At 75.0% G+C, this 25,973-nt stretch carries 23 protein-coding genes; 9 read left to right on the top strand and 14 right to left on the bottom strand.

What is annotated here, in order from left to right; genetic code table 11:
* Positions 1-57 precede the first annotated feature (57 nt).
* Positions 58-1,113, top strand: a complete 1,056-nt coding sequence (locus ACIQPQ_RS06800) for a heavy metal transporter (protein ID WP_401300604.1) — start codon at positions 58-60, stop codon at positions 1,111-1,113.
* A 282-nt stretch (positions 1,114-1,395) separates the two neighbouring features.
* Positions 1,396-1,848, top strand: a complete 453-nt coding sequence (locus tag ACIQPQ_RS06795) for an ATP-binding protein (protein ID WP_401300601.1) — start codon at positions 1,396-1,398, stop codon at positions 1,846-1,848.
* Between the two features lie 116 nt (positions 1,849-1,964).
* Here ACIQPQ_RS06795 and ACIQPQ_RS06790 read toward each other — a convergent pair whose 3' ends face one another.
* Complete coding sequence (locus tag ACIQPQ_RS06790) at positions 1,965-3,056, bottom strand: bifunctional succinyldiaminopimelate transaminase/glutamate-prephenate aminotransferase (protein WP_401300599.1); 1,092 nt, start codon at positions 3,054-3,056, stop codon at positions 1,965-1,967.
* A 235-nt stretch (positions 3,057-3,291) separates the two neighbouring features.
* Positions 3,292-3,612 (bottom strand): ferredoxin, encoded by a 321-nt coding sequence (gene fdxA / locus ACIQPQ_RS06785; protein WP_383777666.1) that lies wholly within the window; start codon positions 3,610-3,612, stop codon positions 3,292-3,294.
* A 142-nt stretch (positions 3,613-3,754) separates the two neighbouring features.
* Here fdxA and ACIQPQ_RS06780 point away from each other — a divergent pair, with 142 nt between their 5' ends.
* The gene (locus tag ACIQPQ_RS06780) at positions 3,755-4,774 is read left to right on the top strand and encodes a GNAT family N-acetyltransferase (RefSeq protein ID WP_401301537.1); all 1,020 of its coding nucleotides are present in this window, start codon (positions 3,755-3,757) and stop codon (positions 4,772-4,774) included.
* A complete protein-coding gene (locus tag ACIQPQ_RS06775; RefSeq protein WP_401300596.1) occupies positions 4,771-5,589 on the top strand; it encodes a tetratricopeptide repeat protein in 819 nt (272 codons plus the stop codon). The genes ACIQPQ_RS06780 and ACIQPQ_RS06775 overlap by 4 nt, the downstream gene beginning before the upstream one ends.
* Before the next feature lie 247 nt (positions 5,590-5,836).
* Here ACIQPQ_RS06775 and ACIQPQ_RS06770 read toward each other — a convergent pair whose 3' ends face one another.
* Positions 5,837-6,469 carry a response regulator gene (locus ACIQPQ_RS06770; RefSeq protein WP_401301536.1) on the bottom strand — a complete coding sequence of 211 codons (633 nt, stop codon included), beginning with the start codon at positions 6,467-6,469 and terminating at the stop codon, positions 5,837-5,839.
* 195 nt (positions 6,470-6,664) lie between these two features.
* On the opposite strand from ACIQPQ_RS06770, the gene hemC reads away from it, so the two are divergent.
* Positions 6,665-7,609 (top strand): hydroxymethylbilane synthase, encoded by a 945-nt coding sequence (hemC, locus tag ACIQPQ_RS06765; protein WP_401300593.1) that lies wholly within the window; start codon positions 6,665-6,667, stop codon positions 7,607-7,609.
* On the opposite strand, the gene ACIQPQ_RS06760 is transcribed toward hemC, so the two are convergent.
* From ACIQPQ_RS06760 to ACIQPQ_RS06745, 4 genes are all read right to left on the bottom strand, one after another.
* The gene (locus ACIQPQ_RS06760) at positions 7,602-8,639 is read right to left on the bottom strand and encodes a hypothetical protein (protein WP_401300591.1); all 1,038 of its coding nucleotides are present in this window, start codon (positions 8,637-8,639) and stop codon (positions 7,602-7,604) included. The genes hemC and ACIQPQ_RS06760 overlap by 8 nt on opposite strands.
* 200 nt (positions 8,640-8,839) lie before the next feature.
* Positions 8,840-9,253 (bottom strand): hypothetical protein, encoded by a 414-nt coding sequence (locus tag ACIQPQ_RS06755; RefSeq protein ID WP_401300588.1) that lies wholly within the window; start codon positions 9,251-9,253, stop codon positions 8,840-8,842.
* 86 nt (positions 9,254-9,339) lie between these two features.
* The gene (locus ACIQPQ_RS06750) at positions 9,340-9,609 is read right to left on the bottom strand and encodes a hypothetical protein (RefSeq protein ID WP_401300585.1); all 270 of its coding nucleotides are present in this window, start codon (positions 9,607-9,609) and stop codon (positions 9,340-9,342) included.
* Positions 9,606-9,797 (bottom strand): hypothetical protein, encoded by a 192-nt coding sequence (locus ACIQPQ_RS06745; RefSeq protein WP_401301533.1) that lies wholly within the window; start codon positions 9,795-9,797, stop codon positions 9,606-9,608. The genes ACIQPQ_RS06750 and ACIQPQ_RS06745 overlap by 4 nt, the downstream gene beginning before the upstream one ends.
* 178 nt (positions 9,798-9,975) lie before the next feature.
* On the opposite strand from ACIQPQ_RS06745, the gene ACIQPQ_RS06740 reads away from it, so the two are divergent.
* Positions 9,976-11,322, top strand: coding sequence for a tetratricopeptide repeat protein (locus tag ACIQPQ_RS06740; protein WP_401300582.1), 1,347 nt, complete (start codon positions 9,976-9,978; stop codon positions 11,320-11,322).
* 43 nt (positions 11,323-11,365) lie between these two features.
* Positions 11,366-11,575: a DUF397 domain-containing protein gene (locus tag ACIQPQ_RS06735; protein ID WP_401300579.1), complete on the top strand. Its 210-nt coding sequence runs from the start codon at positions 11,366-11,368 to the stop codon at positions 11,573-11,575.
* Positions 11,576-11,617: 42 nt separating this feature from the next.
* On the opposite strand, the gene ACIQPQ_RS06730 is transcribed toward ACIQPQ_RS06735, so the two are convergent.
* From ACIQPQ_RS06730 to ACIQPQ_RS06700, 7 genes are all read right to left on the bottom strand, one after another.
* Positions 11,618-12,787: a sensor histidine kinase gene (locus ACIQPQ_RS06730; protein ID WP_401300576.1), complete on the bottom strand. Its 1,170-nt coding sequence runs from the start codon at positions 12,785-12,787 to the stop codon at positions 11,618-11,620.
* A complete protein-coding gene (locus ACIQPQ_RS06725) occupies positions 12,784-13,518 on the bottom strand; it encodes an ABC transporter permease (RefSeq protein ID WP_383782398.1) in 735 nt (244 codons plus the stop codon). Before ACIQPQ_RS06725 ends, ACIQPQ_RS06730 begins: the two co-directional genes overlap by 4 nt.
* The gene (locus tag ACIQPQ_RS06720; RefSeq protein ID WP_401300572.1) at positions 13,515-14,450 is read right to left on the bottom strand and encodes an ABC transporter ATP-binding protein; all 936 of its coding nucleotides are present in this window, start codon (positions 14,448-14,450) and stop codon (positions 13,515-13,517) included. The genes ACIQPQ_RS06725 and ACIQPQ_RS06720 overlap by 4 nt, the downstream gene beginning before the upstream one ends.
* A 111-nt stretch (positions 14,451-14,561) precedes the next feature.
* Positions 14,562-17,057: a hypothetical protein gene (locus tag ACIQPQ_RS06715; protein WP_401300569.1), complete on the bottom strand. Its 2,496-nt coding sequence runs from the start codon at positions 17,055-17,057 to the stop codon at positions 14,562-14,564.
* Between the two features lie 252 nt (positions 17,058-17,309).
* A complete protein-coding gene (locus tag ACIQPQ_RS06710) occupies positions 17,310-17,747 on the bottom strand; it encodes a DUF6113 family protein (RefSeq protein ID WP_401300566.1) in 438 nt (145 codons plus the stop codon).
* Positions 17,747-18,616, bottom strand: coding sequence for an N-acetyl-1-D-myo-inositol-2-amino-2-deoxy-alpha-D-glucopyranoside deacetylase (gene mshB, locus ACIQPQ_RS06705; RefSeq protein WP_401300563.1), 870 nt, complete (start codon positions 18,614-18,616; stop codon positions 17,747-17,749). The genes ACIQPQ_RS06710 and mshB overlap by 1 nt, the downstream gene beginning before the upstream one ends.
* Before the next feature lie 82 nt (positions 18,617-18,698).
* Entirely contained in the window at positions 18,699-21,854 is a 3,156-nt protein-coding gene (locus tag ACIQPQ_RS06700) for an AAA family ATPase (RefSeq protein ID WP_401300560.1), read from the bottom strand.
* 287 nt (positions 21,855-22,141) lie between these two features.
* Between ACIQPQ_RS06700 and ACIQPQ_RS06695 the strand changes: the two genes are divergently transcribed.
* Both ACIQPQ_RS06695 and ACIQPQ_RS06690 read left to right on the top strand, forming a co-directional pair.
* Positions 22,142-22,603, top strand: coding sequence for an Lrp/AsnC family transcriptional regulator (locus ACIQPQ_RS06695; RefSeq protein ID WP_383778281.1), 462 nt, complete (start codon positions 22,142-22,144; stop codon positions 22,601-22,603).
* A gap of 239 nt (positions 22,604-22,842) precedes the next feature.
* Positions 22,843-25,941, top strand: coding sequence for a LuxR C-terminal-related transcriptional regulator (locus tag ACIQPQ_RS06690; protein WP_401300556.1), 3,099 nt, complete (start codon positions 22,843-22,845; stop codon positions 25,939-25,941).
* Positions 25,942-25,973 lie beyond the last annotated feature (32 nt).

Below are 25,973 nucleotides of genomic sequence, written 5' to 3'. Positions count from 1 at the left end.
CGCCCCACCTTGCGCACAGGCCTCCCCGGCTTCCGTACTCTCCAGTACCTTGTACGCGTGCCAGAGCCGTCCCCCTCCCCCAAGCGCCGCGGCCGCCTCCTCCGTTTCGGGGCGGCCTGCGTGGTCCTGTCCGCCGTGACGGGGTACGTCGTCGTCCAGTACGTCACGGGCGGCGGCGTGAAACCGGGATGCAGAGTCGTTTCGGCGGACGGCACGGGACCGGCGTACGAGTTCACGCCCGAGCAGGCGGTGAACGCGGCCACCATCACGGCCGTCGGCACCGGCCGGAACATGCCCGAGCGGGCGGTGACCATCGCGCTGGCGACCGCGATCCAGGAGTCGGCGCTGCGCAACCTCGACCACGGCGACCGGGACTCGCTGGGCCTGTTCCAGCAGCGGCCCTCGATGGGCTGGGGCACCGCGGCGGAGGTCACCGACCCGGCGTACGCGGCGAACGAGTTCTACGAGCACCTGGCCAAGGTGCGCGGCTACGCCGAACTGCCGCTCACCGTCGCCGCCCAGCGGGTGCAGCGCAGCGGCTACCCGGAGGCGTACGCCAAGCACGAGCCGGACGCGACGCTGCTGGCGGCGGCGCTCACCGGGTCGGCGGCGGCGACGCTGACCTGTGAGGGCCGGGCGGGCACCGCGGTGGCCGCCGCGGGCCCGGACGGGGTGCGCGCGGCGCTGGTCCGGGACTTCGGGCGGGACGCGCTCCAGCAGGCGGGCGCGGAGGTCTCCGCGGGGGACGGGAAGAACGCCGACGGCGACGGTGACGGCGGTGACGGCGGGAAGGACGCTGTCGCGGCGGACGGGGCCGGGGCGTCGGACGTGCCGGTGGCCGAGACCAGCGGGCGGACGGTGACCCTGCCGGTGGCGCGGGACTCCGCCCCGGACGGCCGTCCGGTCGCGGCGCGCGGCTGGCAGCTCGCCCACTGGGCGGTGGCGAACGCGTCCGCGCTGCGCATCGAGAGCGTCTCCTACGCGGGCCGGGAGTGGGTCGCCGGGACCAGCGGCAGCACCTGGCGTCCGCGCGACGCGGGCGGCGCGGCGGCGGCCGAGGCCGGGGGCGCGGGCGGGGACACCGGCAGCGTCCGGATCGTCACCGCGCGGTAGACCGGGCAGGAGTGCGGGACCTCACCCGGTCGAGTGGGGTGCGCCCCGCCGTCCGGCGGTCCGCGCAGGTTTTCGTGCCGTCACCGCCGCGGGTGCCGCAGCCCTTGGGAACACAGGGTTCCGGGGGTGTCCGGGGCACCTCTCACCGGCGGTTTTCGCCCGTTTTTATCCTCAACTGATGATGCGACACATGAAGAACTCTTTACCTTTGCGGTCCGCAACCTTCGGGGAGTTCGAGCGGTAGTCACTGCGTCCGTCGACCACTCCCGCAGAAGGAGCATCATGTCCCTCCCCCTGACCCGCAGGATCGCCCGCGCCGCGCTGCTCGTCGCCGCCGGAGCCGCTGCCGGGGTCGGTGCGGCCGGTGCCGCGAGCGCGGCCCCGTCCACGCTGCCGGCCACCCCGAACCTGGGCGGTCTGACCGCGCTGGACGGGGCGAGCGTCGGCAACACGCTCGACGGTGCCGCGCAGAGCGTGACCGGGACCGCGGGCGAGGCCGGTGGCGAGGCCGTCGAGGCCGCGGTGCCCGGTGTGGGCAAGCCCGGTGGCAAGGCCGTGAAGGCGGCGACGCCCGCCGCGCAGAAGGTGGCCGGTGAGACGGCGGGTTCGGCCGGTGAGCTGCTGGGCGACTCGGCGGCCGGTGCCACGAAGGGCGGGCTGCCGACGGACTCCCTCACCAAGGGCGGGCTGCCCGGCGCCCAGACGCTGCCGCTGAAGGGCCTGCCGCTCGGCTGAACCGCCGTGCGCGCCCGCTGAACGGCGCGGCCGGACTGCGGGACCGTGTGCCGAAGGGGTCCGGGAGGACGACGTCTCCTCCCGGACCCCTTCGGCGTGTGCGCGGGGCTTCGCGGCTACAGGCGGTCGACGGCGGCGCGGACGCGTTCGTCGCTCGCGGTCAGGGCGACGCGCACGAAGCGGTCGCCCGCCGGGCCGTAGAAGTCGCCGGGCGCGACGAGGACGCCGAGGGCGGCGAGGTGGGCGACGGTGTCCCAGCAGGACTCCTCGCGGGTGGCCCACAGGTAGAGGCTGGCCTCGCTGTGCTCGATGCGGAAGCCGTGGCCGAGGAGTGCCTCGCGCAGCAGGGCGCGGCGGGCTGCGTAGCGTTCGCGCTGCTCGTGGACGTGGGCGTCGTCGGAGAGGGCGGCGACCACGGCGGCCTGGGTGGGCGCGGAGGTCATCATGCCGCCGTGCTTGCGGATCTCCAGCAGCGGGCCGAGGACCGCCGGGTCGCCCGCGAGGAACGCGGCCCGGTATCCGGCCAGGTTGGAGCGCTTGGAGAGGGAGTGCACGGCGACGATCCCGTCGAGGGAGCCGCCGTTGACGTCCGGGTGGAGGACGGAGACCGGGTCGGCCTCCCAGCCCAGTTCGAGGTAGCACTCGTCGGAGGCGAGCAGGACGTCGTGGGCGCGGGCCCAGGCGACGATCCGGGTCAGCTCGTCCTTCGCCAGCACCCGGCCGGTCGGGTTGGAGGGCGAGTTGAGCCAGAGCAGCCGCAGCCCCTCCGGGTCCAGCGCGGTGGGGTCGTCGTACGCCTCGGAGGAGGCGCGGGCCAGGCGGGCGCCGACCTCGTACGTCGGGTAGGCGAGGCGGGGGAAGGCGACCCGGTCGCCGGGGCCGAGGCCGAGCTGCGTGGGGAGCCAGGCGACGAGTTCCTTGGAGCCGACGATCGGCAGGAGGTGCCGGTGGGTGACGCCGCGGGCGCCGAGCCGCCGCTCCAGCCAGCCGGTGATCGCGTCCCGCAGCGCCGGGGTGCCCCACACGGTCGGGTAGCCCGGCGAGTCCGCCGCGTCGACGAGTGCCTTCTGGATCAGCTCGGGGACCGGGTCGACGGGGGTGCCGACGGAGAGGTCCACGATCCCGCCGGGGTGCGCGGCGGCCGTCTTCTTGTACGGCTCCAGCTTGTCCCAGGGGAAGACGGGGAGGCGGTCGGAGACTGCGGACACGGTGCTTGCTCGCTCTCTGCCGGTCCGGCCGCTCGTCGGCCGGGCCCTGTGTCGGTACGGCGCGTGGACGGTACGAGGGCGTGGACGGTGCGCGGCGCGGGGGCCGGTGAACGCGTCGGTCCCGTACGGCGATCACGGGTGATCGGGCCGTACGGGACCGGGGCGGCACGGGGTGCTCGCCGGCGCCGTCCTGCTCGCTCGGCGCGGGCGCGGTGGCGCCCGGCCTGCTCGATGCCTACTCGGCCTGGGGCGGGAGCGCGGCGACGAAGGAGTGGTCGCGCTCGATCAGGCCCAGCTTGCTGGCGCCGCCCGGGGAGCCCAGCTCGTCGAAGAACTCGACGTTCGCCTTGTAGTAGTCCTTCCACTCCTCCGGCACGTCGTCCTCGTAGAAGATCGCCTCGACCGGGCAGACCGGCTCACAGGCACCACAGTCGACGCATTCGTCCGGGTGGATGTACAAGGACCGCGAGCCCTCGTAGATGCAGTCGACCGGGCACTCCTCGATGCACGCCTTGTCCTTGACGTCGACACAAGGCTGCGCGATGACGTAGGTCACGCTGTCGTTCCTCCTCGATAGGGCGCTGGCGGGCCTCCCACAGGCTCCGCCGCCTGGCGCGCGGGAGCGCGGCGTCGTCGATGCCCGCCACCTAGTATCTCCGTTCTTGGCAATGATCCGAACAGGAGGGGTGGACCGACCTGTGGAAATCTCGGCCGCCGGACGGCTCGTGGTCCGCATCACCGCTGCTGACGTGGGCAAACGGGTCTCCGTTCGGAGCCTGACCCAACCGGGCGTCACGGAGGGGAAATTCACCGACACGGTGGGTGTTCTCACATCCTGGGACGCGGGTGTGCTGGCGATCACACGCAAGGACGGGGAGTCCGTACGGGTCGCCGAGACGGCCCTCGTCGCGGGAAAGGTCGTACCGGCCGCCCCGGCGCGTCGCCGCGGACCGGCCGTGTCGTACGCCGAACTCGCGCCGGTGCTGGCGCGCGGCTGGCCGCCGGTGGAGAGCGAGCGGCTGGGCGGCTGGGAGCTGCGGGCCGCCGCCGGGTTCACCCGCCGCGCCAACTCGGTGCTGCCGTCCGGCGATCCCGGCCTGCCGCTGGACGCGGCGCTGGACGTCGTACTGGAGTGGTACGCGGCGCGTGGGCTGCCCGCCTACGTGCAGACCGCGACCGGCGGCGAGGGCACGCAGGAGGCGCTGTGCGCGGAGCTGGAGACGCGCGGGTGGGTGCGTGAGGTGACCGCCGAGGTGTGGGTGGGCGCGACGGCGCCGGTCGCCGACCGGACGGACCCGGCGGACGGGCCCGAGGTGCTGCTCGCGCGGGAGGCGGACGCGGCGTGGCTCGGCCGCTACCAGCGCAAGGGCGTCGACGAGGCGGCGCGCGCGGTGCTCGGCGGCGGGCCGTCGGTGTGGTTCGCGACCGTACCCGGCGACGGCGGGTCGCCCGCGGCGATCGGGCGGTGCGTGGTCGACGGGCGGTGGGCCGGGTTCGCGGCGGTCGAGGTGGACCCGGCGCGGCGGCGGCAGGGGCTCGCGACCGTCGTCATGGCCGCGCTCGCCCGGCGCGCGCTCGCGGAGGGCGCCTCGGCGGCCTGGCTCCAGGTCGAGCGGGACAACGCGGGCGCGCGGGCGCTGTACGAACGGCTCGGCTTCGTCGCCCACCACGCCTACCACCACCACCGGGCGCCCACGGGTGAGGCGGCGGCCCGGTGAGCGGGTTCGGGGCCGAGGAGGTCCGGCGGCGGTTCGCGGAGGAGGCCCGCTCCGAACGGCCCGACCTGTCGCTGCTGTGCCTGCTGGTGGGCGCGGCGGGCGATCCCACGCTGGGCGAGGACGGGGTGGACGCGGCGCAGGTCCTCCTCGACGAGCTGGCCGGGCAGCTGCCGTACCGGCCCGGCTCCCCCGCGGCCTGGGCGGAGGCCCTGCGGAAGCTGCTGGGCGGGCGGTACGGCTTCGGGGGGACCCCCGTCGACTACCGGCTGCTGGAGTCGTCCCTGCTGCACCGGGTGCTGGAACGGCGGCGGGGGCTGCCGATCCTGCTGTCCGTGGTCTGGATGGAGGTCGCCCGGCGGGCCGGGGCGCCGGTGTACGGGGTGGCGGCGCCGGGGCACTTCGTCGTCGGGCTGGGGACCGGGGAGGAACGGGTACTGGTCGATCCGTTCGACGGGGGGCGGGTCCTGGACGGGCGGGAGGCGGGTGCCTCCGGCGGTGCGCTCGACGAGTCGCTGCTGGTGCCCGCGGAGCCGCTGGCCGTGGTGGGGCGCGTGCTGAACAACATCCGGTCGTGGGCGGGTTCGCGGCTGGAACGGTCGGATGTCGCCCTGTGGGCCGTGGAGTTGGCGCTGCTGCTGCCGTCGCATCCGGCGCGGCTGCGGTACGAGCGGGGGCAGGTGCTGGTACGGCGGGGGGAGTTCGTGGCGGGGGCGGAGGAGATGGAGGCATACGCGGAGCTGGTGGAGGTGGTGGACGAGGGGCTTGCCGAGCGGGTGCGGGGGGAGGCTCGGGGGGCTCGGGCTTTGTTGAACTGAGCGATGCTGTGAGGGGGTTCGGGGGGTGGGGGCTGGTTGGTAGGTGCGGGTCGGTGGGGGCTGGGTGCGCGGTTCCTCGCGCCCCTGAGGGGGTTGTCGTTGACGGGCTTCGACCGTGCGGTCGGGACGTGTGGTGTGCGCGGTTCCCCGCGCCCCTGGGTGGGGTGTGGTTGGCGGGGTTCGGACGTGCGGGGTGGGACGCGTGAGGTGCGCGGTTCCCCGCGCCCCTGGGCGGCCTGGGGGTCCGCTACAGCCAGCCCTTTTCTCTTGCCTTTGCGATGGCTTCTGTTCTGTTGCGGGCGGCCAGTTTCTGGATGGCGGTGGAGAGGTAGTTGCGGACGGTGCCCTGGGAGAGGTGGAGGGTGGTGGCGAGTTCGGCGTTGGTGGCGCCGTCGGACGCGGCGCGGAGGATCTCGCGTTCGCGGTCGGTGAGGGGGTTGGCGCCTTCGGCGAGGGCCGCCGCGGCGAGGGTGGGGTCGATGACGCGCTCACCCGCGAGGACCCGACGGACCGCGTCCGCGAGCTGGGCGGCCGGCGCGTCCTTCACCAGGAAGGCGTCCGCGCCCGCCTCCATCGCGCCGCGCAGGTAGCCGGGGCGGCCGAAGGTGGTGAGGACGACTACGCGGACGTCCGGGAGTTCACGGCGGAGGACGGCGGCGGCCTCTATACCGGTGGCGCCCGGCATCTCGATGTCGAGCAGGGCGACGTCCACGGCGTGGGCACGGGCGGCGGCAAGGACCTCGTCACCGCGGGCGACCTGGGCGACGACCTCGATGTCGTCCTCCAGCCCGAGCAGCGCGGCCAGCGCCTCCCGGACCATCGACTGATCCTCGGCGAGGAGCACCCTCACCGGCCTCCCCGGGCGACGGTCCTGCGGCATCTCGTCCATCCGGCAAGGGTACGGGTGGAGTTGCTGGTCAGGGGGGCGGGCAGGGGACGGAGCGGCACAAGTGCGCCTGGAATCCGGGCGTGCGGTGAGCCCTTCCCCGTGGTTAGCCGACCGACTGTCTGTATGAGCGCCCCGTGACGCGCCGTAACCTGATGACACCTCGTCAGGCTCGGAGAGTTGGTCACCGTGGTGCAGTACCTCGTCGGCTCGCGCGCGAGCAACCTCGCCAGAGCCCAGGTGCGGGAGTATCTGCGCCCGCTCCGCGAGCGGTTCCCTGACACGACGTTCACCCATCGCGTGGTCCTGGAAGGGGGCGACAGAGACCGTAAGTCGCTTCTGTCGCACGTGTCCTCGGACAGTGGCGGGTCGGCCTTCAGCAGCGAGCAGGAAGCGGCGCTGTCCCGCGGTGACGTGGACGTCGTCGTCCATTCGCTGAAAGACCTTCCGACGTCCGGTCCGGTCGGTCTCGCGCTGTTGCCCCCGCCCGGCCGCGAGGACGTACGGGACGCGCTGTGCGGCTCGACGCTCGCCGGGCTGCGGAAGGGCGCACGGGTCGGCACAGGGGCCCCTCGGCGCGTCGCGCAGCTCCTCGCGGTACGTCCCGACCTCGACATCGTTCCGATCCGGGGGAATGTCCCGCCCCGGTTGAAGAAGATCAAGACCGAGGGGCTTGACGCGGTGGTCCTTGCTGCCGCGGGGCTGCACCGCCTCGGCCTGGACGACGCGATCGGTGAACTGTTGCCCCTTCGCCTGTTTCCGCCGAGTCCCGGACAAGGCGCGTTGGGTATCCAGGTACGGACTGACGCGTCCTCGGCCCCCTTGCGCGAGATCCTCGGCTCGGTCGGCGACGGTGCCGTCGACGCGGAGATCAGGGCGGAACGCGCGCTCCTCGCTGAGCTGCACGGCGGGTGCAGTGTGCCGGTGGGCGCGTACGGCGAGACGCTGCCGGGCGGGGACCTCAGGCTGTTCGGCCAGGTCAGCTCGCTCGACGGCAGCGAGCAGATCTCGGGGACCCTGACCGGGCCGTCCGCCGAGCCGGAGAAGCTCGGTGCGGCCCTGGCCGCGTCACTCATCGACCAGGGCGCGCACGCGATCCTCGACGCCGTGCGGGCCGCGTTGGCGGCTAGGTGAGCTGACGGGCGATGTCGAGTGCCGCGTACGTGACGCTGCCGGTCGCCCCCGCCCGCTTCAGCATCGTGAACAGCTCGACCAGGAGACGCACGTCCCGCCGCCCCGAGTCAGGGTCCACCCGGGTCAGCGACGTGTACTCGCCGGACACGGAGAACGGGAACAGAGGCGCGCGGGTGACTCCCCGAAGCGTGGCGAGCACATCCGCCGTGAACTGCGCGGGCTCCAGGAGGATCATGTCGGCGCCCGCCGCCTCCATCCGTAACGCCGTCTCGACGAACTGGTCGGCCTTTCCGGGATTGATCTGGAACTCACGGTTGACGCCTGCTGCGGGGGTGGCTCCCATCGTGCGCCGGAACCCGTCGTAGAGGCTCGACCAGAAGATGACGTGCGGCATGACGGACACGCCCTCGTGCCCCGTCTGATCGAGTGCCTTCCGGGCGCCCCCGACCGTTCCGAGCACCATGGACGCCGGACCCACGATGTCCGCGCCCGCTTCCGCGTGTGCGACAGCCTGACGCGATGCGACCTCGATGGTGCCTGACACGTCGGGCCTTCCGTCGTGGTGCGTCAGATAGCAGGCGCCGTCGGAGGTGTACGAGCACAGGCACGTTTCCGTCATGACCGCGAGATCCGGTGCGGCGTTCTTGCAGTCGCTCACCGCGCGAGCCATGAGCGAATCGGGGGAGGCCGAGATGACTCCCGTGGCGTCCCGTCGCGCCGATTCGGCGAACAGTTTCACGGAAGGGACACCGAGCCGCACGGCCTCGCGGGCCATCGCGGGAATCTCGGCGAGGGTCACCGTGGGCAGGGGCCGGTCGGCGGGCTCCTCGGTGACGAGCAGCACCATGGACAGGTCGGCGGGCGTGAGCGCCTGCGGTTCCAGCAGCCGACGGACCGCCGGACGGCTCCGGAGCGGGCTCGTCGCCCTGGATGCCGTTCGTCGGCGGCGCTCGGTGGTCGTGGTCAAGGATCGTCCCTCGTTTCGATGGTCGCGACGTGAACGGCCCCGAGCAATGGACGTGTTGGTCATCGCTCGGGGCCGCTTGTGCTGGCGCTGTTCCTCACCGTCCTGGCGGCATCCCGTCGGATCAGGCGGGGCGGGGCTCGCATCGTTCTCCGTGCACGTCTGCCGCGAAGTCGAGCGAGCGGGCGTGATCCCCGCCGGGGAACAGCGGTCACGCGGTTCGGTGCACTCCGGATCGCACCGAACAACCTGCCGCGGGGCAGGAGCTATGAGGCTGTGGTCGTACGCGACGATCCGTGGCACGGCGGTGTCGTCGCCTTCGTCCGTGCTCCGCTGTCCGGGGGTGACCGGCTCGTCGGAACCGCCGAGCCGGTTGTCCCGTCGGGACCGAAGGCGGCTCGTCCTACCGGCCAGACGGACAGCGTGTACGTGCAGTCAGGGTCCGGGGCCGTGACGTGCAGGGGGTGGCCGTTCTTGAGGTGGTCACGGGCCCGGCGCTCCGTGGTGGGGTCGTTGGCCCAGGTACGGAGGGTGGTGGGGGCGTCCGGCTCGGGGGTGGGGGTGCGCTTGAGCCACGGTGAGTGGGACGGGTCGGGGTCGAGGCGGTCCGCGATGCGCAGTGCCTCGCCGCGCAGCCAGCGGATCGCCAGCACGGGAGAGATGCTCCGGCTGGTGCTCAAGACGTATTGCGTGTGCTCGCCCGTGCCGTAGACCGGCCCTTCCGCGCGGACCTCTGCCCGGTAACCCGCCGGTTCTGCCCCGTCGTTCATCGCGGGCACCCCCGCCACATGACCCACGGACGTTCGATCAGCTCGGCATAGCCGGTGTGCTCGGGGTGCGCGCGAAGGTGGTCGAACGCCCACTTCTGCGGCTCGGTCGGGTCCTCGCTCGCGGGGGACATCGCCGCGCACTCCGCGTCGTCCTCGCCGAGTGCCAGGCAGCGGAACGCGTAGGTGGTGGGCGGGGCGTCGTCGTCCTGGTCGGGACGTAACGTCCAGTCCACGAAGGCGAATCTGCGCCGAGCTGCGGTGCTCACAGCAGCTCCCCCCGGCTCCGGGCATTGGCTCGAGCAGTCCCCGCGCTGAGCCGTTCCATCGGGTCGGCGAGCCGGACGTACGCGGGGTCGGCCTCCCACTCGACGCCGCCCCCGACGGGGCGCAGCGCCCAGTACCGGCCGATGAGCCCGCGGAACTCTCCGACCCGGTCACAGCGCGTGTCCACCATCACCACACCCACGGAGGGCGGCTTCGGCTCGGTGCTCACTCACCCTTCTCCTTCCGATACGACCTTGCCTGTTCGCTCTAGGCAACCGCGTGATCACGCTCAGCGGTACTGTGGGGAGGCGGGCGGGAATTAAGAACGTTCAGTGGTTAACGCAGTCAGGCAGGGGGAGTTGAGCGACGTGGCGACCAACGAACCGAACTCGGCGTTCGAGCGGCTGTTACGCGAGACCGGTTGGACGCTGCGGCAGTGCGCGCAAGCGGTCAACCGGATAGGGACGGAGCGCGGCACACCGAAGCGGTACAGCGCGCCGTCCGTTCACCAGTGGCTGAGCGGAAGCGTGCCGCGCGCGGATGCCCAGCCGCTGATCCTGGAAGCTTTCGCCCGGCGGCTCGGGCGCCCCGTCACCTATGCGGAAGTCGGCTTCCCTGCCCCCGAAAGCGGGACGGAGGCGGCACCATCCGGCACCGTCGACGGGATCATCGGTCTGGGGAGGCTGGATATGGACCCGTCCCGCCGCAGCGTGTTGGGTGTCGCTCTGTTCTCCGTCGCGTTGACCGTGCCCGAGTGGCCGGACGTGGTGGGACGGATGGAAGCCGCGCAAGCAGGCGTCCGAACACGCGTCGGCATGTCCGACGTGCGCACGGTGGCCGCCATGACGGAGCAACTCTCGTCCATGGACGACCAGTTCGGCGGCCGTACCGCTCGTCCGCTCGCCGCCGCCTTCCTGGTGAACACCGTCGCGCCGTTCCTGCGCACCGACGGCCCCGAGGAGGTACGCAAGGCGATGATGTCGGCGGCGTCCGACCTGTGTTACCTCACCGGGTACATGGCTGTCGACGAGGGGCTGCACGGTCTTGCGCAGCGCTACTACCTGAAAGCACTGGAGCTTGCGGGAGCTTCCGAGGACCATCTGACCTACTGCACCACGCTCCGCGGCATGAGCGTGCAAGCCGTCGACCTTGGCCAAGGGCCCATAGCGATGCGGCTTGCCGACGCTGCCGCGGCATCATCCCCTCAGGCAGGACCGCGGATGCGGGCCTTTCTCGCCGGCCAGCAGGCACACGCGGCAGCACAGGTCGGGGACCGGCGGTCCGCGCTCATGTACTTGCAGGAAGCCGAAGTGGCGATGGACAAGGCGGAGTCGCGCGAGAAAGCGTTCGGCTCGTACGATCCCGCGGCGCTCAACTACCACACCAGTCAGGTGCGTTTCGAAATGGGTGACGCGCTCGGGGCGGTCGCGGCCATGCAGGAATCGGACCAGCTTCGGCACAGCGTCTACCGGCGTACGCGCGTGCACAAGCGAACGATTCTTGCCGAGCGGCAGCTGGCCGTGGGCCATCTGGAAGCAGCCTGTCAGACGTGGGGCTTGGCGCTGGACGACTACCCGTTGGTCCACTCGGGCCGCGTCGATGAGCGCATGGTGAGCATGTTCCGGCTGATCCGACCCCACACCCGCAATCATGACGCGCAAGCGCTGTACGAGCGCGCTCGGGCCGTCGTCCGTCCCGCACTGGTCCCGGCGTGACGGAAGCCTCGCCCCTCAGAAGATTCGATCAACGGAGGACCCCGTGACGTCCCAAGACCCGCAGTGGTTCACGTCCTCGTACAGCAGCAACGGCGGCGACTGTGTGGAGATCGCCACGAACCTCGTTGCCTCGCTCGGCGTGATCCCCGTCCGTGACACCAAAGACACCGGCAGCGCCCGGCTCGAGTTCCCCGCCGCCTCGTTCGCGGCCTTCGTGCAGAGCGTCAAAGCCGGGGAGTTCGGGGGCGTCTGACACGTCGGGCCGTTGCCGCCGCGTACGGCGAAGGCCCGCCTGTCAGGAGCCGGGCTCTGCCGCGCCGCTCGGTGGTGCCAGCGGGGTGCGGGCTGTCAGGCGGAAGCCGTGGGGGGTGGGGACTGCTTCCAGGGTGCCGCCGGTTTGGGTCAGGCGTTCGGTGAGGCCGGTGAGGCCGTTGCCTTGGTCGGGGGTGGGGGTGGGGGTGCCGGTGCCGTCGTCCTCCACGACGAGTTCGAGGACGGGGCCGTCGAGGGTGTGGCGGTGGAGGAGTTCGACCGTGCAGCGGCGGGCGGAGCTGTGGCGGACGACGTTGGTGACGGCTTCGCGCAGGGCCCAGGCGAGGGCCGACTCGGTCTGCTCGGGGAGGTCGCCGAGGGCGGGTTCGGCGGGGATCTCGGCGGTGATGCCGGCCGCGGTCAACGCGGCGCGTGCGCCCGCGAGTTCGGCGGTGAGGCGGGGACGGCGGTAGCCGGTGACGGCTTCACGGACGTCCACCAGGGCCTGGCGGCTGACCTGTTCGATGTCGGCGACCTGCTGGGCGGCCTTGTCGGGGTGGTCGGGCAGCATGCGCCCGGCGAGTTCGCTCTTGAGCGTGATCAGGGAGAGCGAGTGGCCGAGGAGGTCGTGCAGGTCGCGGGCGAGGCGCAGCCGCTCCTCGTTGGCGGCGAGCTGGGCGACGGTGGCGCGGGCCTCGCGCAGGGCGATGGTGGTGCGGACGAGTTCGCGGACGCCGGTCATCGCGAACCCGCCGAGCAGCGCGGGGATGAGCAGGGAGGCGAGGTAGGCCCGGCCGCCGGGCACCGTGAGGGCGACGGCGGCCATCAGCGCGGAGGCGGCCGGGATGGTCCAGCGGGCCAGGCGGGCGGGCAGGGCGGCGCCGGACGCGATGGAGACGTACACGAAGAGGACCAGCCATTCGCGGCCCAGGGTGAGGGCGAGGACCGTGGACTGGGCGGCGAGGACGCCGAGGGAGCCGAGGATCAGCGTGTTGCGTTCGCCGCGGCCGGTGCGGAAGACCAGGACCATGTACCAGGCGACGAACGCGGCGAGGCCGATCCAGCCGAGGAGGCGGACGCCCGGGGGGTGGCCGCCGTGCAGCAGGTCGCTGACGGGGGCGCTGAGGTAGACCAGCCAGATGCCCGTCCACAGGGACTTGACCACCCGCTGCCTGCGGTTCTCCGGGCGCTGCCCGATGCCTACGCCGCTCACGCCTTCAGCGTGTCCTTCCGGTACAGCCAGGCCGCACCGCCGGTGAACAGGGCGAAGAACACCGCGAGGACGGCGATGTCCCGGGCGTGCGGCGCCTGGTGCTGCTCGATCGCCTGCCCGAGGGCAGCGTACGCGTGGGTCGGCACCCAGCGCGCGAGGTCCTGGAGCCAGCCGGGGAACGTCGTCGTCGGCATCCACAGGCCGCCGAGGATGGACAGCCCGAAGTAGGTGATCATCGTGATCGGGCGGACCGCGTCGCCGCTGGCGAGGTAGCCGAGCGCGACACCGAGGGCGGCGAAAACGAGGCTGCCCGCCCAGATCGCGCCGGTCAGCGCCAGCCACTGCCAGGCGTCGAGCCGTACGTCCTTCACCGTCGCGGCGACGGCGAAGACCACGACGATCGACGGCAGGCTCACCACGGCGGCGCTCGCGGTCTTGGCGAGGACGTAGCCGCGGCCGGGGAGGGTCGTCAGCCGCAACTGCCGTACCCAGCCGCTCTGCCGCTCCTTCGCGATGCGTTCGCTGTTGCCCATGAGGACGGCGGTGAGGGCGCCGAAGGAGGCCATCGACACCATCATGTACGTCGGCAGGGTGAGGCCGTCGATCTTCTCGGTGGTGTCGGTGCTGCCCGCGATCAGCAGGAACAGCACGGACGGGTAGATCACCGAGAAGAACAGGAACTTGCGGTTGCGCAGGGCGCGGGTGAGTTCGAGCTTGATCAGGCCGTTCATGCGGTGCGCGCCTCCTCGGCGGTGGTGAGGGCGACGAAGGCCTGCTCCAGGCCGAGCCCGGCGACCTCCAGGTTGCGGGGGTAGAGGCCGAGGCCGTACAGGGCGTGGACGGTGGCGTCGGCGTCGGTGGACTGGATGCGGACGGTGCGGCCGGTGACGGTGAGGGTGGTGAGGAACGGCAGGGCGCGCAGGGCCGCCTCGTCGAGCGGGGCGGGGCCGTCGGCACCGGGGGCGGGGTCGAGGTCGAAGGAGACGCGGCGGGCGCCCGCCTTGGCCTTGATCTCGGCGGCGGTGCCGTCGGCGAGGAGGCGTCCGCGGTGCAGGACGACGACGCGGTCGGCGATCGCGTCGGCCTCCTCCAGGTAGTGGGTGGCGAAGAGGACCGTGCGGCCCTGGTCGGCCTGTTCGCGCATGGTGTCCCAGAAGGCGCGGCGGGTGGTGACGTCCATGCCGGTGGTGGGCTCGTCGAGGACGATGAGGTCGCTGTCGCCCGCGGTGGCGAGGGCGAAGCGGACCCGCTGGGCCTGCCCGCCGGAGAGCTTGTCGACCTTGCGGCCTGCGATGGCCGTGACCCCGGCGCGGGCCATCACGTCGGCGGGGCGGTACGGGCGCGGGTGCAACGAGCAGGCGAGGGTGACCAGTTCGGCGACGGTGACCTCGTCCATCAGGCCGCCGCTCTGGAGCATCGCGCCGACCCGTCCGGCGACGATCGCCTCGCGCGGGCCGGTGCCGAGGACGCGGACCGTGCCGCCGTCGGGCTGCTTGAGGCCGAGGAGCAGGTCGAGGGTGGTGGACTTGCCGGCGCCGTTGGGGCCGAGCAGGGCGACGGTCTCGCCGGGGTGCAGGTCCAGGCTGAGGCCGTCGACCGCCCGGACCTCGCCGAAGCCCTTCGTCACCTGGTCGAACGTGACCACCGTGGGTGTCGTCGTCATGGCACTCATGGTGGCCGGAACGGGCGGACGCCCGGCAGTGCCGGGCGTCCGGTGTGCCGCATGACAGATGTCATCCGGCGCGGCCGTGCCCCCTGGGCCGGGGGCGCGCGGTCAGCTCGGGTCGGTGTCGATCGTCGCCGTGCGGTCCGTGGTGCTCTTCAGGGCCGGGCGCAGCGCGCCGATCACGTCCTGGACGGTGACACCCGTCTTCTGGCCGGTGCCCCGCGTGATGAGGACGCCGTCGAAGGTGCCGCCGTACAGCTCCTTGAGCGCGGCCTCGTTGTAGCTCTCGACGAGCTTGCCGTCGACCGCCTTGACCTCCAGGAACTTCCACAGGGAGTTCTCGGGGCTGAAGCGGATGCTGTGCGCGGCGTCGGTCTGGACGGTGACGGTGCCGGACATCGCGGGCTTGGCGAACTCCTTCATCATCCGGTCGACCTCGGCGTTCGACACCGTCGGCTGCTTCGCCGTGGTGGGGACGCGGACGGCGGTGGCCGTGCCGGACTGCACCTGGGTGCGGTAGGCGGCGATCACCGCGGTCTGGGCGGCGCCCGTGTCGATGCCCTTGCCGGGCTTGCCGTAGACGGCGGTGGCCTTGCCGGACTCGAAGGTGATCGTGCCGTCCTTGGCGGAACCGGCGCCGCCCGCCGCGGTGTCCAGGGCCGCCGCGAGCTTCTCCTCGTCGACCGGCATCACCGGTTCGACGACGCGCTGCTCGCCGAAGAGGGAGCCGATGACGGAGACCGGGTTGTAGTCGCTGCGCGCGGCGGCGTCCACGGTGGCCTGCATGTCGAACTGGAGGCCCGCCTGGTCCGGCTTGAGGACGACGGTGTCGCCGTCGACGGACAGCTTCAGCGCCTGGTTGACCCGGCCGTCGAAGGCCGCGTCGAGCTTCTTGACGGCGTCGTCGCGGGTGCCGCCGCCGATGTCGACGCCGAGGACGGTGGTGCCCTTGGGGACGTCGGAGTGGTTCATCAGCAGCCCGGCGCCGTAGGCACCGGCCGCGCCGACCACGACCAGCACGCCGAGCAGGACCAGCTTGCTGCGGCCCTTCTTCTTGGCCTTCTTCTGCGCACCGGCCGCGGGTGCGGGCGCCGGGGCGGGCGCGGCGGCCTGCGGCGGGGTGTGCGGGAGCGGGCCGTCGGTGGGACCGCCGGGCGGGAACGGGCCGCCGGGTCCGCCGGACTGCCGGGGACCGGGGCCGCCCGGTCCGGCGGGTCCGCCCGGGGGGACGACCGGGATGCCGCTGGTGACGGTCTGCCCGGAGACGTTGTCGTGGCGGCCGGGGCCGCCGGGGACCTGGCCGTGTCCGGCACCGTGCTCGGCGCCCGGGTACTGCGGGGTCAGCTCGGCGGTGTCGTCGCCGAAGCCCGCGCCGGGGTGCTGGGCGGGCGTGCCGGGGACCGCCGGGAAACCGGCCGTGGTGGCGAGGTCGGCCGGGTGGCCCGGGTGGCCGGGCTGACCGGGCTGCCCGTGCTGGTCGGGGTGGGCGGCGTTCAGCGGCGGGACGACGGGGCCGTCGCCGGTGACGGGGCCGCCGGTGGGGCCGGTCGGACCCTGCGGGCCGGGGCCGCCGCTCCGGGTGTCCGGGCCGGTGAAGTCGTACGGGCTGCCGGGCGCGAGGGGGTCCGCGGGGCCGCCGGGCCGCGCGCCGGGCGGGAACCCGCCGGGGGCACCGCCGCCCGCCGGACCGCCGGGGCCCGGATAGCCCTGCCCCGGACCGCCGGGCGCACCGGGACCGCCGGGCAGGCCGGGGCCGCCGGGCAGGCCGGGGCCGCCGTCGGGTGCGCCGGGCGTCTGGTCGCCGGTGAAGTACGGCAGGTCGCCGCGGGTGGCCTCGGGGCCGGGCGCCGGGCGCCGTCCGTTGCCCGCGGGACCGCCCGCGAGGGCCTCGGTGACGTCGAAGGAGCCGGTGCCGCCGCCGTGGCCGGGAGCCACCGGACCGCCGGTGGCGCCGCCGGGCATGCCCGCGCCGTTGGTGCCGTGACCGCCGCCGGGCAGACCGGCGCCGTTGGTGCCGCCGGGGCGGGGGCCGCCGGGCGCCGCGCCGGGGCGGCCCGCGGCCGGGGGCGGACCCGCGGGGGCGCCGCCGGTCGCCGGGCCCGAACCGGGGCCCAGGGCGGGGGTGTTGGGGTTGCCGGATGCCTGCGGGCCCTTGGCGGGGCCGGACTTGCGCGGCGCGAACCAGTCGCTGGTCTTCTCCTCGGCGGCCGGGGCGGGCTCGGCCGAGGCCTCGGCGGGGCTGCCGTACGCGCCCGGAGCGCCCGCGCCGCCGACCGCGGCGGCCGTCGGGGCGGACGGGCCGGGCGGCTGCGCGGCGGGGCCGGGGGCACCGCTCTGCTCGGCCGTACTCTCCGCGCCCGCCACGGGCTTGCGCACGACGACCGGCGGAATGGGCCGCGAACCGGGGATGTTGATGCGGATCCGCGTCGTCAGCGTGGTCTCGGTCTTGCGTTCCTCCGGCTGCGCGGTCGAACGGCCCGCGTCCGCGGCGCCGTCGGTCACCGCGGGGGTGCCGTACGGCGGGGTACCCGAGGGGTACGCGGCGCCACCGCGCCCGTTGGACCCGTTGGGCCCGGAGGACGGACTGTCAGTTTCACGACTCAAGGCAGGTTCTCCAGGTTGGCTCCGCCGCCCGCCACGACCTCACGGGCAGCTCGGCGGCGCCACCACCATACTGGCCACTTCTGGCGCGTATCCCACGACCGCCGGGGAAACCCGCACCGGACACACACAGGCGGGGCGGCGCGGAGAACGGCAGAAGAGGGACGGGGCGGAGCAAGTCGGGCGTCGCCGCTCCCCACGTCGGAGGTCGTCGCCGCCGGAGGCGGACGCCGTCGCTCCGCCGGTCGGACGCCGTCACTTCACCGGTCCGCCGTCGCCGCCCGCGGCCGGACGCCCGAAGCCGAGGGTGGCGCAGATCACAGCGAGGGCCATGCCGCCGAGGAGGAAGAGGTACGAGCCCGCTCCGGCGCCGAAGAGGAAGTCGCCCTCGGGGCGGCCGGTGGTGAGCAGCACCACGGTGATCATCCAGCCCGCGGCGGGCGCGACGGAGCCGCCGCGGGTGCCGACGGCGCGGCCCCCGCCGAGGAAGAGCCCGGCGGCGCCCGCGAGGGCGAGGAGCAGCCCGCCGGGGAACCAGCCCGACTGGACGAGGGACCCGGCGAGCGCGGTGACGGCGCCGAGCAGCAGCAGTCCGAGGTAGACGGCGAACCGTCCGGCGGAGGGCGCGTGCAGGGGCTGGGCGAGCAGGGAGCCGCGGTCGGCGGGGCCGGGGCGGGCGGCGCGCTCGGACATCAGGCGGTTCCTTCCGTACCGGCGAACAGGTCGGTCTCGCGGCCGCCGTCGGCCGCGTGCTCGCCCCGCACCAGCTCGTAGTACTCGGTGGTGAAGAGGGGTTGTGCGAGGTCGTTGGAGAGCGCGAAGTAGCGTGCGCCGGGGGCGACGGCGATCTGGGTGGCGTGCGCGCGCATCGCGGCGGCCTTCGCTCCGGCGTACGCCGTGCCGTCGATCTCGGTGGTGATCCGGGCGTCGTCCACCACACCGGGGACGTCGTCGACGGCGGCGCTCTTCTCGAAGGGCAGGCCGGGCAGTTCGGCGGCGAGGCGGGCGAAGGCGTCCTCGGCGACGGTGCGCGGGACGCGGTTCCAGTAGATCTTGGGGATGCGCCAGCCCGCGTCGGCGGCGAGGGCGGCGGCGCGCATCGCGACGCGGTGGGCCTGGATGTGGTCGGGGTGGCCGTAGCCGCCGTGGTCGTCGTAGGTGACGAGGACCTGGGGGCGCAGGGCGAGGATCAGCTCGACGAGGGGCGCGGCGGCGGTGTCGGGGTCGGCCTGCCAGAAGGCGGTGGGGTCGTCGTTGTCGGGCAGGCCCATCATCCCGGAGTCGGCGTGCCGTCCGGCGCCGCCGAGGAGCCGTACGTCGGTGACGCCGAGGGCGGCGGTGGCGGCGGTCAGCTCGCGCAGCCGGTGTTCGCCGAGGGCGGCGCCCTCCAGGTGGCGCAGGTCGGGCGGGATGACCTCGCCGCGCTCGCCGAGTGTGCAGGTGACCAGGGTCACGTGGGCGCCCTCGGCGGCGTAGCGGGCCATGGTGGCGCCGTTGTTGATCGACTCGTCGTCCGGATGCGCGTGCACGAGGAGAAGGCGCCGGGCGGGCAGTTCCGTCATGGGTCCAGCCTACGAGGAGGGGGTGGGGGCGGGGACGGCGGGACGCGGTGGCGCCGGGCGCCCGCCGCCGCCGGGAACGAGGTCAGGCGACCTGTTCCGTGCGGGCGGCGACGGTGGCGGCCAGGCCGGTGCGGGAACGGACGCCCGCCTTGCGGTAGATGCGGGTGAGGTGGGCCTCGACGGTCTTCGGGGAGACGACGAGGCTGCGGGCGATGTCGTTGTTGGAGAGGCCGAGGGCGACCATGCGGGCGATGTCGCGCTCCCGTTCGGACAGGCCCGGCAGGTCCGGTACGGCGGGCCGCGGCACCCCGCCCGGACGGGGGCGCAGCGCGCCCAGGCGGCGCTGGAGGTCGACGGCCTCGCGGTGGAGGTGGCGGGCGCCGGAGGTGTGGGCCAGGGACTTGGCGCGGTTGGCCTGCTCCAGGGCGTCCGCGCCCTCGTGCGGGCCGCGGGCGGTGAGTTCGCGGGCCAGCAGCAGCCGGGCGCGGGCCTCCATGAGGACCAGCCCGCCCGCGCCGAACCCGGCGACGGCCTCCCGCAGCGGGCCGACCGGGTCGGCCGCGGCGTGCGCGCGGGCGAGGGCGGCGTGGCCGCGCTGGCCGGGCAGGCCCAGCGCCTCGGCGTCGTACGACGCCCGGCGCGCCCATCCGGCGGCCTGGTCACGGTCGCCGAGCGCGGCGGCGGCGCGGGCGGCGAGGGCGTAGCAGACGGGGCGGACCGGGCGGGCGGTGCCGGGGTGGCGGACGTGGGCGGCGGCGGAGCGGGCCAGGTCGAGACAGCCCGCGGACCGGCCCTGGTCGAGGCGTACGCCGACGAGGACCCCGGCGGTGAAGGCGCGCAGCCGGCCGCCGGAGCCGAGTTCCTGGAGCGCGCGTTCGGCGAGTCCGGCGGCGGTGTCGGGGCCGTCGAGGTGGGCGTGCGCGAAGGCGCGCAGGGCGAGGGCGAAGCCGAGCAGGTCGGGGCGGTCCATGCGGCGGGCGTCGTCCTCGGCGGCCTCCGCGGAGCGCAGGGCGTCGGCCAGCCGCCCGACGGCGGCGCTGGTGTAGGCGTGCGCGAGGAGGAGGTACGGCAGCACGAAGAGCTGTCCGCGGGCGCGGGCGAGGCGGATGCCGCGCGCGGTGTGGCAGAGGGCGTCGTCGTGCCGTTCGGCGAGGGCCTCGGCCCAGGCGAGCTGGGCGAGGGTGTCGAGGTGCGGGACGAGGTCGGCGTCGGAGAGCGCGTCGGCGAGCGCCCCCGCCTCCCGTGCGTGGCCGAGGAGGGCGGGCACGTCCCCGGCGAAGGCGGCCCCGTGCGTGAGCCGCACGAGCGCGGCCAGCCGCAGGTGCCGGTCCCGCCGCCCGTCGCCCTCCAGCACCTCCCGCGCCAACGCGGTGGACCGCGCGAAGTCACCCCGGAGAAGCGTGACGGTGGACAGCTCCAGGCGGAGGGCGTGGAGGGAGGGGTGGGGGGTGGGGGGCTCGATCGCGGGGGTGCGGGGGGCCGACTCGGGGGTGGGGGTGGCGGCTTGGGGGGTGGGGGTGGTCGGGGTGACGGTCACGGGGGCCTGGTTGGCCGGGGCGCCGGTCGCGGGGGCCGTCAGGCGGGTCGTCAACAGTGCTTCCGCGCCCGCGTAGTTGCCCAGGTGGCGTTCGATCATGGCGTGGAAGGCGACGCGCGCCGTGTCCCCGGGCGCGGGGGCGGGGAGGCGGGTCAGGAGGGCGCGGGACTCGGGGAGGCGGCCGAGGGTGCCGAGGGCGTGGGCGAGGGCGGCCGTCTGGGCGGTGCGCCCGGTGTCGTCGGGGCCGAGGGTGAGGGCGGTGGTGAGCCAGGCCGCGGCGGCGGCCGGGGAGTCGCCGCGCACCTGCTCCGCCGCCTCGGTGAGCAGCCGCAGGGCCGCCGTGTCGCCGGGCTCGGCGTAGCGGGCCACGTGCGGGGCGCGCCGGGCCGGGTCGGCGCCCGCGCGGCGCAGGACGTGGTCGGCGCGGCGGTGCGCGGCGCGGGCCCAGCCGTGCGGGGTGTCGCGGTGGACGACGGCCCGCAGCACGGGGTGGCGCAGCCGGTACGCGCGTCCGTGGGCGTGTTCGGCGCGCACCAGGTCCAGCGCGATCAGCCGGTCCAGGGCGCGGGCGGTGACGGCGGGGCCGTGCCCGGCGAGTTCGGCGAGGTGGGCGGGGTCGACCTCGGGGCCGAACAGGGCGGCGGCGCGCAGCACGTCCCGTTCCACGGCGTCCAGCGGGCCGAGTTCACCGGCCAGCGCGGTCGCGGCGAGCAGCGCGGACTCGTCGGAGAGCGCCCAGGGGCCGGTGCCGTCGGGCGGGAGCAGGGGGTCCGGGGTGTCCGGTCCGGCACCCAGGACGCGCAGGTGGAGGGGGTTGCCCTCGGCGGCGTCGTAGAGGCGGCGCTGCTGTTCGGGGGTGCGGCCGGGGCCGAGGAGCGCGGTGGCCGCGGTGCGGGGCAGGGGACCGAGGCGGAGGCGTTCGACGCGGTAGCCCTCGTCGGGTTCGGCGAGGCTCGCGGCGAGGGCGGCGGGCCGCTGCCGGGGCCGCAGCGCGCAGACCAGGGTCAGCCGGGTGCCGGGCAGCGGGTGGCGCAGCAGGTGGTCGAGGAGGGCGAGGGAGGCGTCGTCGGCGCGGTGCAGGTCGTCGAGGCAGAGGGCGGTGCGATACCGGTCCCCGGCCGCGCGCAGCAGGGCGACGACGGCCCGGTGCAGCCGCGCCCGCCGCGGACCGGCCGGTCCGGCGGACGGGACATCGATGTCGCCGTCGCCGTAGCCGTCGTGGTCAGGGTCGGGGTCGTGGTCGGCCGGGGTGAGGTGGGCGGTCAGGACGTCCCGTTCGGCGGGGGTGAGGGCCGGGCCGACGCCGGGGAGGGCGAGGGCGTCCCGCAGCGGGCGCAGGAAGAGGGCGAGCGGCCGGTCGCGGTCGGTGCCGCGGGCCCGGCCGGAGAGCACGGTCACGCCGGCCGCCGCGGCGAGCGCCGCCCCCTCCGTGAGCAGCCGGGTCTTGCCGGTGCCGGGGTCGCCGCCGAGTTCCAGCAGGCGCAGCGGCGGACGGCCGGGCCCGGTGAGGAGCCTGCGCAGCCGGTCGGCCTCCCGCTCCCGGCCGCTCGGCGGCGGCGCGGTGGCCGGGTGCGGGGCGGAGGCGGCCGGACCGGCGGGGGGCGCGGGGACGGGGAGGGGCGCCGGCAGTGCGGTGGCCGGGTCCGGCGCCGCCTCGGGGAGCGGCTGCGCGTGCGGGACGGGACGGCGCGTGCGGTGCAAGGGGTCCCCCTCGTGACGGGCGGTCGGCGGACCCTCAGCGTCATCGAACGATCATGCGAATACGTCCGTGGACCCACGTACGCGCGCTACGTAACGTCCGTACCGAGGGCCCGTACCGCCCACGCCCGTACCCCCCTTCGCCCACCGCCTCGCCGACCCGCGCCCCGGCCGCCGGGGACCCTTGGTACGGTCGCGGTCCGGCGGCCCGGGGGCGGTCGCCGGGCAGGCCAGAGGACGCCGCGCGAGCCGGGGAGCACCGGAGGACGCCGGAGAAAGAGAACGGTCACGTGACGGCGCGCATCGAGCTGGACGCAGTCGACAGGATGGTGATCCGGCGGCTCCAGCAGGACGGCCGGATGTCGTACACCGACCTCGGCAAGGAGGTGGGACTGTCCGCGCCCGCGGTCCGGGCGCGGGTGCAGCGGCTGACGGAGCGGGGGCTGCTCCAGTTCGCCGCGGTGACCGACCCGCTGCGGCTGGGGCTGCCCGTGATGGCGCTGCTCGGCATCCGGGTCGAGGGCGACGTGCGGCAGGTCATCGCCGCGCTGGAGGACCTCGACCAGCTGATCTACCTGGTGTCCACGGCGGGCTCGTTCGACCTGTTCGCGGAGGTCGTGTGCCGGTCGATGGACGAACTCGCGTCGGTGATGAACGAGCGGGTCCGCCCGGTGGCCGGGGTGCGCGCGGTCGAGTCGTTCCCGTACTTCGGCATCCACGCGCACCGCTTCACGTGGGACATCCCCGACTGAGCGGCCCCGGTCCGACCGCACACGGCGTGGGGCCGCAGAGCGCCGCATTCCTCGCGTACGCGGCATAGACAGCAGGAGCGCAGAAACGGTGCCTCCCGCGCGGAACGACGGATAATTTTCCCCAACGGGCCCCGGACATCAGAAACGTAAGCCACCGGGGCTTGTTTCTTTGTATTCTGTAAAGGCCCGGACGGTACGCGACAAAAGACCGACAGTGCCCGCGGAGGGGAACCACACCGATGGCCGCCGTGACCGCAGAGCCGCCCCTCGCGCGGGAGACCGCGCCCGCCCGCTTCGACCGCGTCCTCGCCGCCCTCGCGGACGGGCGGGGCGCCGTCGTGGAGATCACCGGCGAGCCCGGCGCCGGGAAGACCGGCCTCGCGGACGCCCTGGCCGAGCGGGCGGTCCGGCGGGCGCTGCCCGTCACCCGCGCCCGCACCCGCCCCGGCACGGCCGACCCGCTCCAGGCGCTGCGCGAAGCCGGGCTCGGTACCCCGGCGCGGGCGGGCGGTCCCTTACGGGGCGGCTTCGCGGCGCGCGGCGGCCGGGAGCCGGCCGGGGACGGCACGGAGTGGGCCGCGGGCGGGGTGCTGGTGCTGGACGACGTCCACCGGTGCGACCCGGCCGCGGTGCCCTCCCTGGTCCGGCTGATCCGCGCCGCCGCCCGCACGCCGTACGTCCTCGTCCTCGCCCACCGCCCCCGCCAGTGCGGCGCCGCGCTGGCCGAGACGCTGGAGGACGCCCTGCGCGCGGGGGACGTGACGCGGCTGGAACCGGCGCCCCTCGACCCGGCCGGGGTGGCCGCGCTGCTGGCCCGCGGGGCCGCGACCGGCCGGACCGGACCGGGCGGGACGGCGAAGGGCGCCGGGAGCGGCGAGCCCGGCGAGGGGTTCGGCCTCGGGGAGCCGCGTGGCCCCGGCCGTCCGCACGAGCAGCCCTACGGTGACGACGAACTCGCGGAGCGGCTGTGCGCGGCGGCCGACGGCAACCCGCTCTATCTGCGGCTGCTGCTGGCCGCCCGCTGGGAGCCGGGCCAGTGGCCCGACCGGCCCGGCACCGACACCCACGGCCTGCTGCGCGAGGCGAAGCCGCTGCTCGCCGAGTTCGACGCGCTGACCCCGCGGGCCGCGACCGCGCTGTCGGCGGCGGCGGTGCTCGGCGCCCCGTTCCGGCCCGAGGACGTCGCCCGTGTCTGCGGACTGGGGCTGGAGGAGGGCCTGGACGCGCTCGCCGAGCTGGAACGCGCCGACCTGGTGCGGCCCGCCGACTTCAACGGGCGGCTGACCTTCCGTCACCTCGTCGTCGGCCACGTCGCCCACGAGCGGGCCGGACTCTCCTTCCGGCTGCGCGCCCACCGCCGCGCCCTCGACCTGATCACCGCGCGCGGCGGCGGCGCGGTCGCGCGCGCCCGGCACGCCGAGCACCTGCTCGGCACCGACACCGCCCTCGCCACCCGCACCCTCGCGGAAGGCGCCGCCGAGGCCGCCGGACACCGCCCCGCCACCGCCGAACGCTGGTTACGCCTCGCCCTGACCCACCTCGGCGACGGCTCCGCCGACCGGCCGGACACCGACGACGACTGCGGCGGGCCCGGCGCACACGCCGGTACGGGTGAGGGCGGGGCGCGCCCCGTGGGCACCGGCCCGGTCCCGGCCCCCGACCGCACCGAGCTGGAGGTCGCCCGCTGCCGCGCGCTGATCGCGGCCGGGCGCCCGGCCGAGGCCCGCGCGCTCGCGCACGAGGTGCTGGGCCACCGGCGCGCGACCCTCACCGCACGCCAGTCGCTGCGCGTGCACGCCGTGTGCGCCGAGGCGGAACGGCAACTGGGCCGGTACGAGGAGGCCACCGCGCTCTCCGGGGCCGCCCTCGCGCTGATCCCCCGGCCGCTGCCCGCCGACCTGCCGCCCGAGGCGGTCGAGCTGATCACCGTGCACGGCCTGGCCCACGTCCTGCGCGGCACCCACGAGGAGGCCCGCGCCGTGCTGCGCGAGGCGGCGGCCCCCGCGGCCACCGGCCACCCGGCGGCCGACACCCCCGAGCACGCCGTGGTGAGCGTCCTGTCCGCGCTGTGCGCCACCCATGTGGGTGACCTGGCCGAGGCCGAGCCCGAGATCACCCGGTGCGCCCGGCTGGTGGACGCGCTGCCCGACCCGCTCGCCGGCCGCACCCCCGAGACCCTTGCCCTGCTGGGCAGCGCCGAGCTGTACCTGGAGCGGTACCCCGACGCCGTACGGCACCTCGGGCGCGGCCTGCCCGCCGGGGTGTCCGGGGTGCACCGGCCCGTGCTGATGCACCGTCAACTGGCGCTCGCGATGGCCGAGCAGTGGACGGGACGCCTCGACACCGCCCGGCGGCGCGCCCACGAGGCGGAGGAACTGGCCCGTTCCCTCGGCGCCGCCCCCGCCGTGACGCTGGCGCAGGCCATCGGCGCGACGGCGCTGGTGTGGTCGCGCGGTCGCGCGCACGCCGAGGAGGCCGTGGCCCGGATCGAGGTGGCGACACGGACCGTGCCGCCCGGCCAGAGCTGGTGGACCAGCTCCGCGATGGGCCTGCTCGCCCTCGCCCGGCTGCACGCGGGCGACCCGGCGGGCTGCCGCCGCACCCTGCTCGACGGCGGCGGCGGCGAAGGAGTGCCCCTGGTACGGCCGTTCACCCGGCCGTACGTCCTCGCCCTGCTCGCCACGGCGACCCTGGACGGAGGGCTCGGCGGGGACGGCGGCGGGATCGGCGGCGGCACCGGCAGTGACGCCGGGGACGGGCGGGAGGCCGGGGACGGGAGCCGGGACGAGGCCGAACGGCTGGTGCGCGCCGCGGAGGCGGCGGCGGAGCGGCTCGGGCTGCCGGTGCAGGAGGCCCACGTACGCTGCGCGCGCGCCCGGCTGCACGCCGCCGACGGTGAACACGAGGCGGCGGCACGGCTGTTCGCGTCGGCGGCGGAGACGTTCCGGGCGCGGGACATGCCCGTGCAGTACGCCTGGACCCTGGTGAGCGGGGCCCGCTCGCTCGGGGAGAGCCGGGGGCGGGCGGCGGCGCTGCGCGACCTCGACATCGCGGAGGCCGTCGCCCGCACCTTCGGGGCGCGGCTGGTCCTGGAGGAGGCGGCCCTGGTCCGCGCCGACCTCGTCGAGAACGGCCGCCTCGCGCAGGGCCTCGACCTCCTCAGCGACCGCGAGCGGGAGATCGCCGAACTCGCCGCCGCGGGACTGCGCAGCCGCCAGATCGCCGAACGCCTCTTCCTCAGTCCCCGCACGGTGGAGACCCACCTCTCCCGCGTGTACCGGAAGCTCGACGTGTCGTCGCGGGTGGCGCTGTCGGCGTATTTGCGGGGGCCGGGGTAGCGGGGGCAGCGGAGGGGCGAAGGGGGCGCGCC

Origin of the sequence: Streptomyces sp. NPDC091281 (assembly GCF_044757425.1) — a bacterium.
In the GTDB taxonomy this organism is placed as follows: domain Bacteria; phylum Actinomycetota; class Actinomycetes; order Streptomycetales; family Streptomycetaceae; genus Streptomyces.
This window is presented reverse-complemented; position numbering and strand designations above follow the sequence as displayed.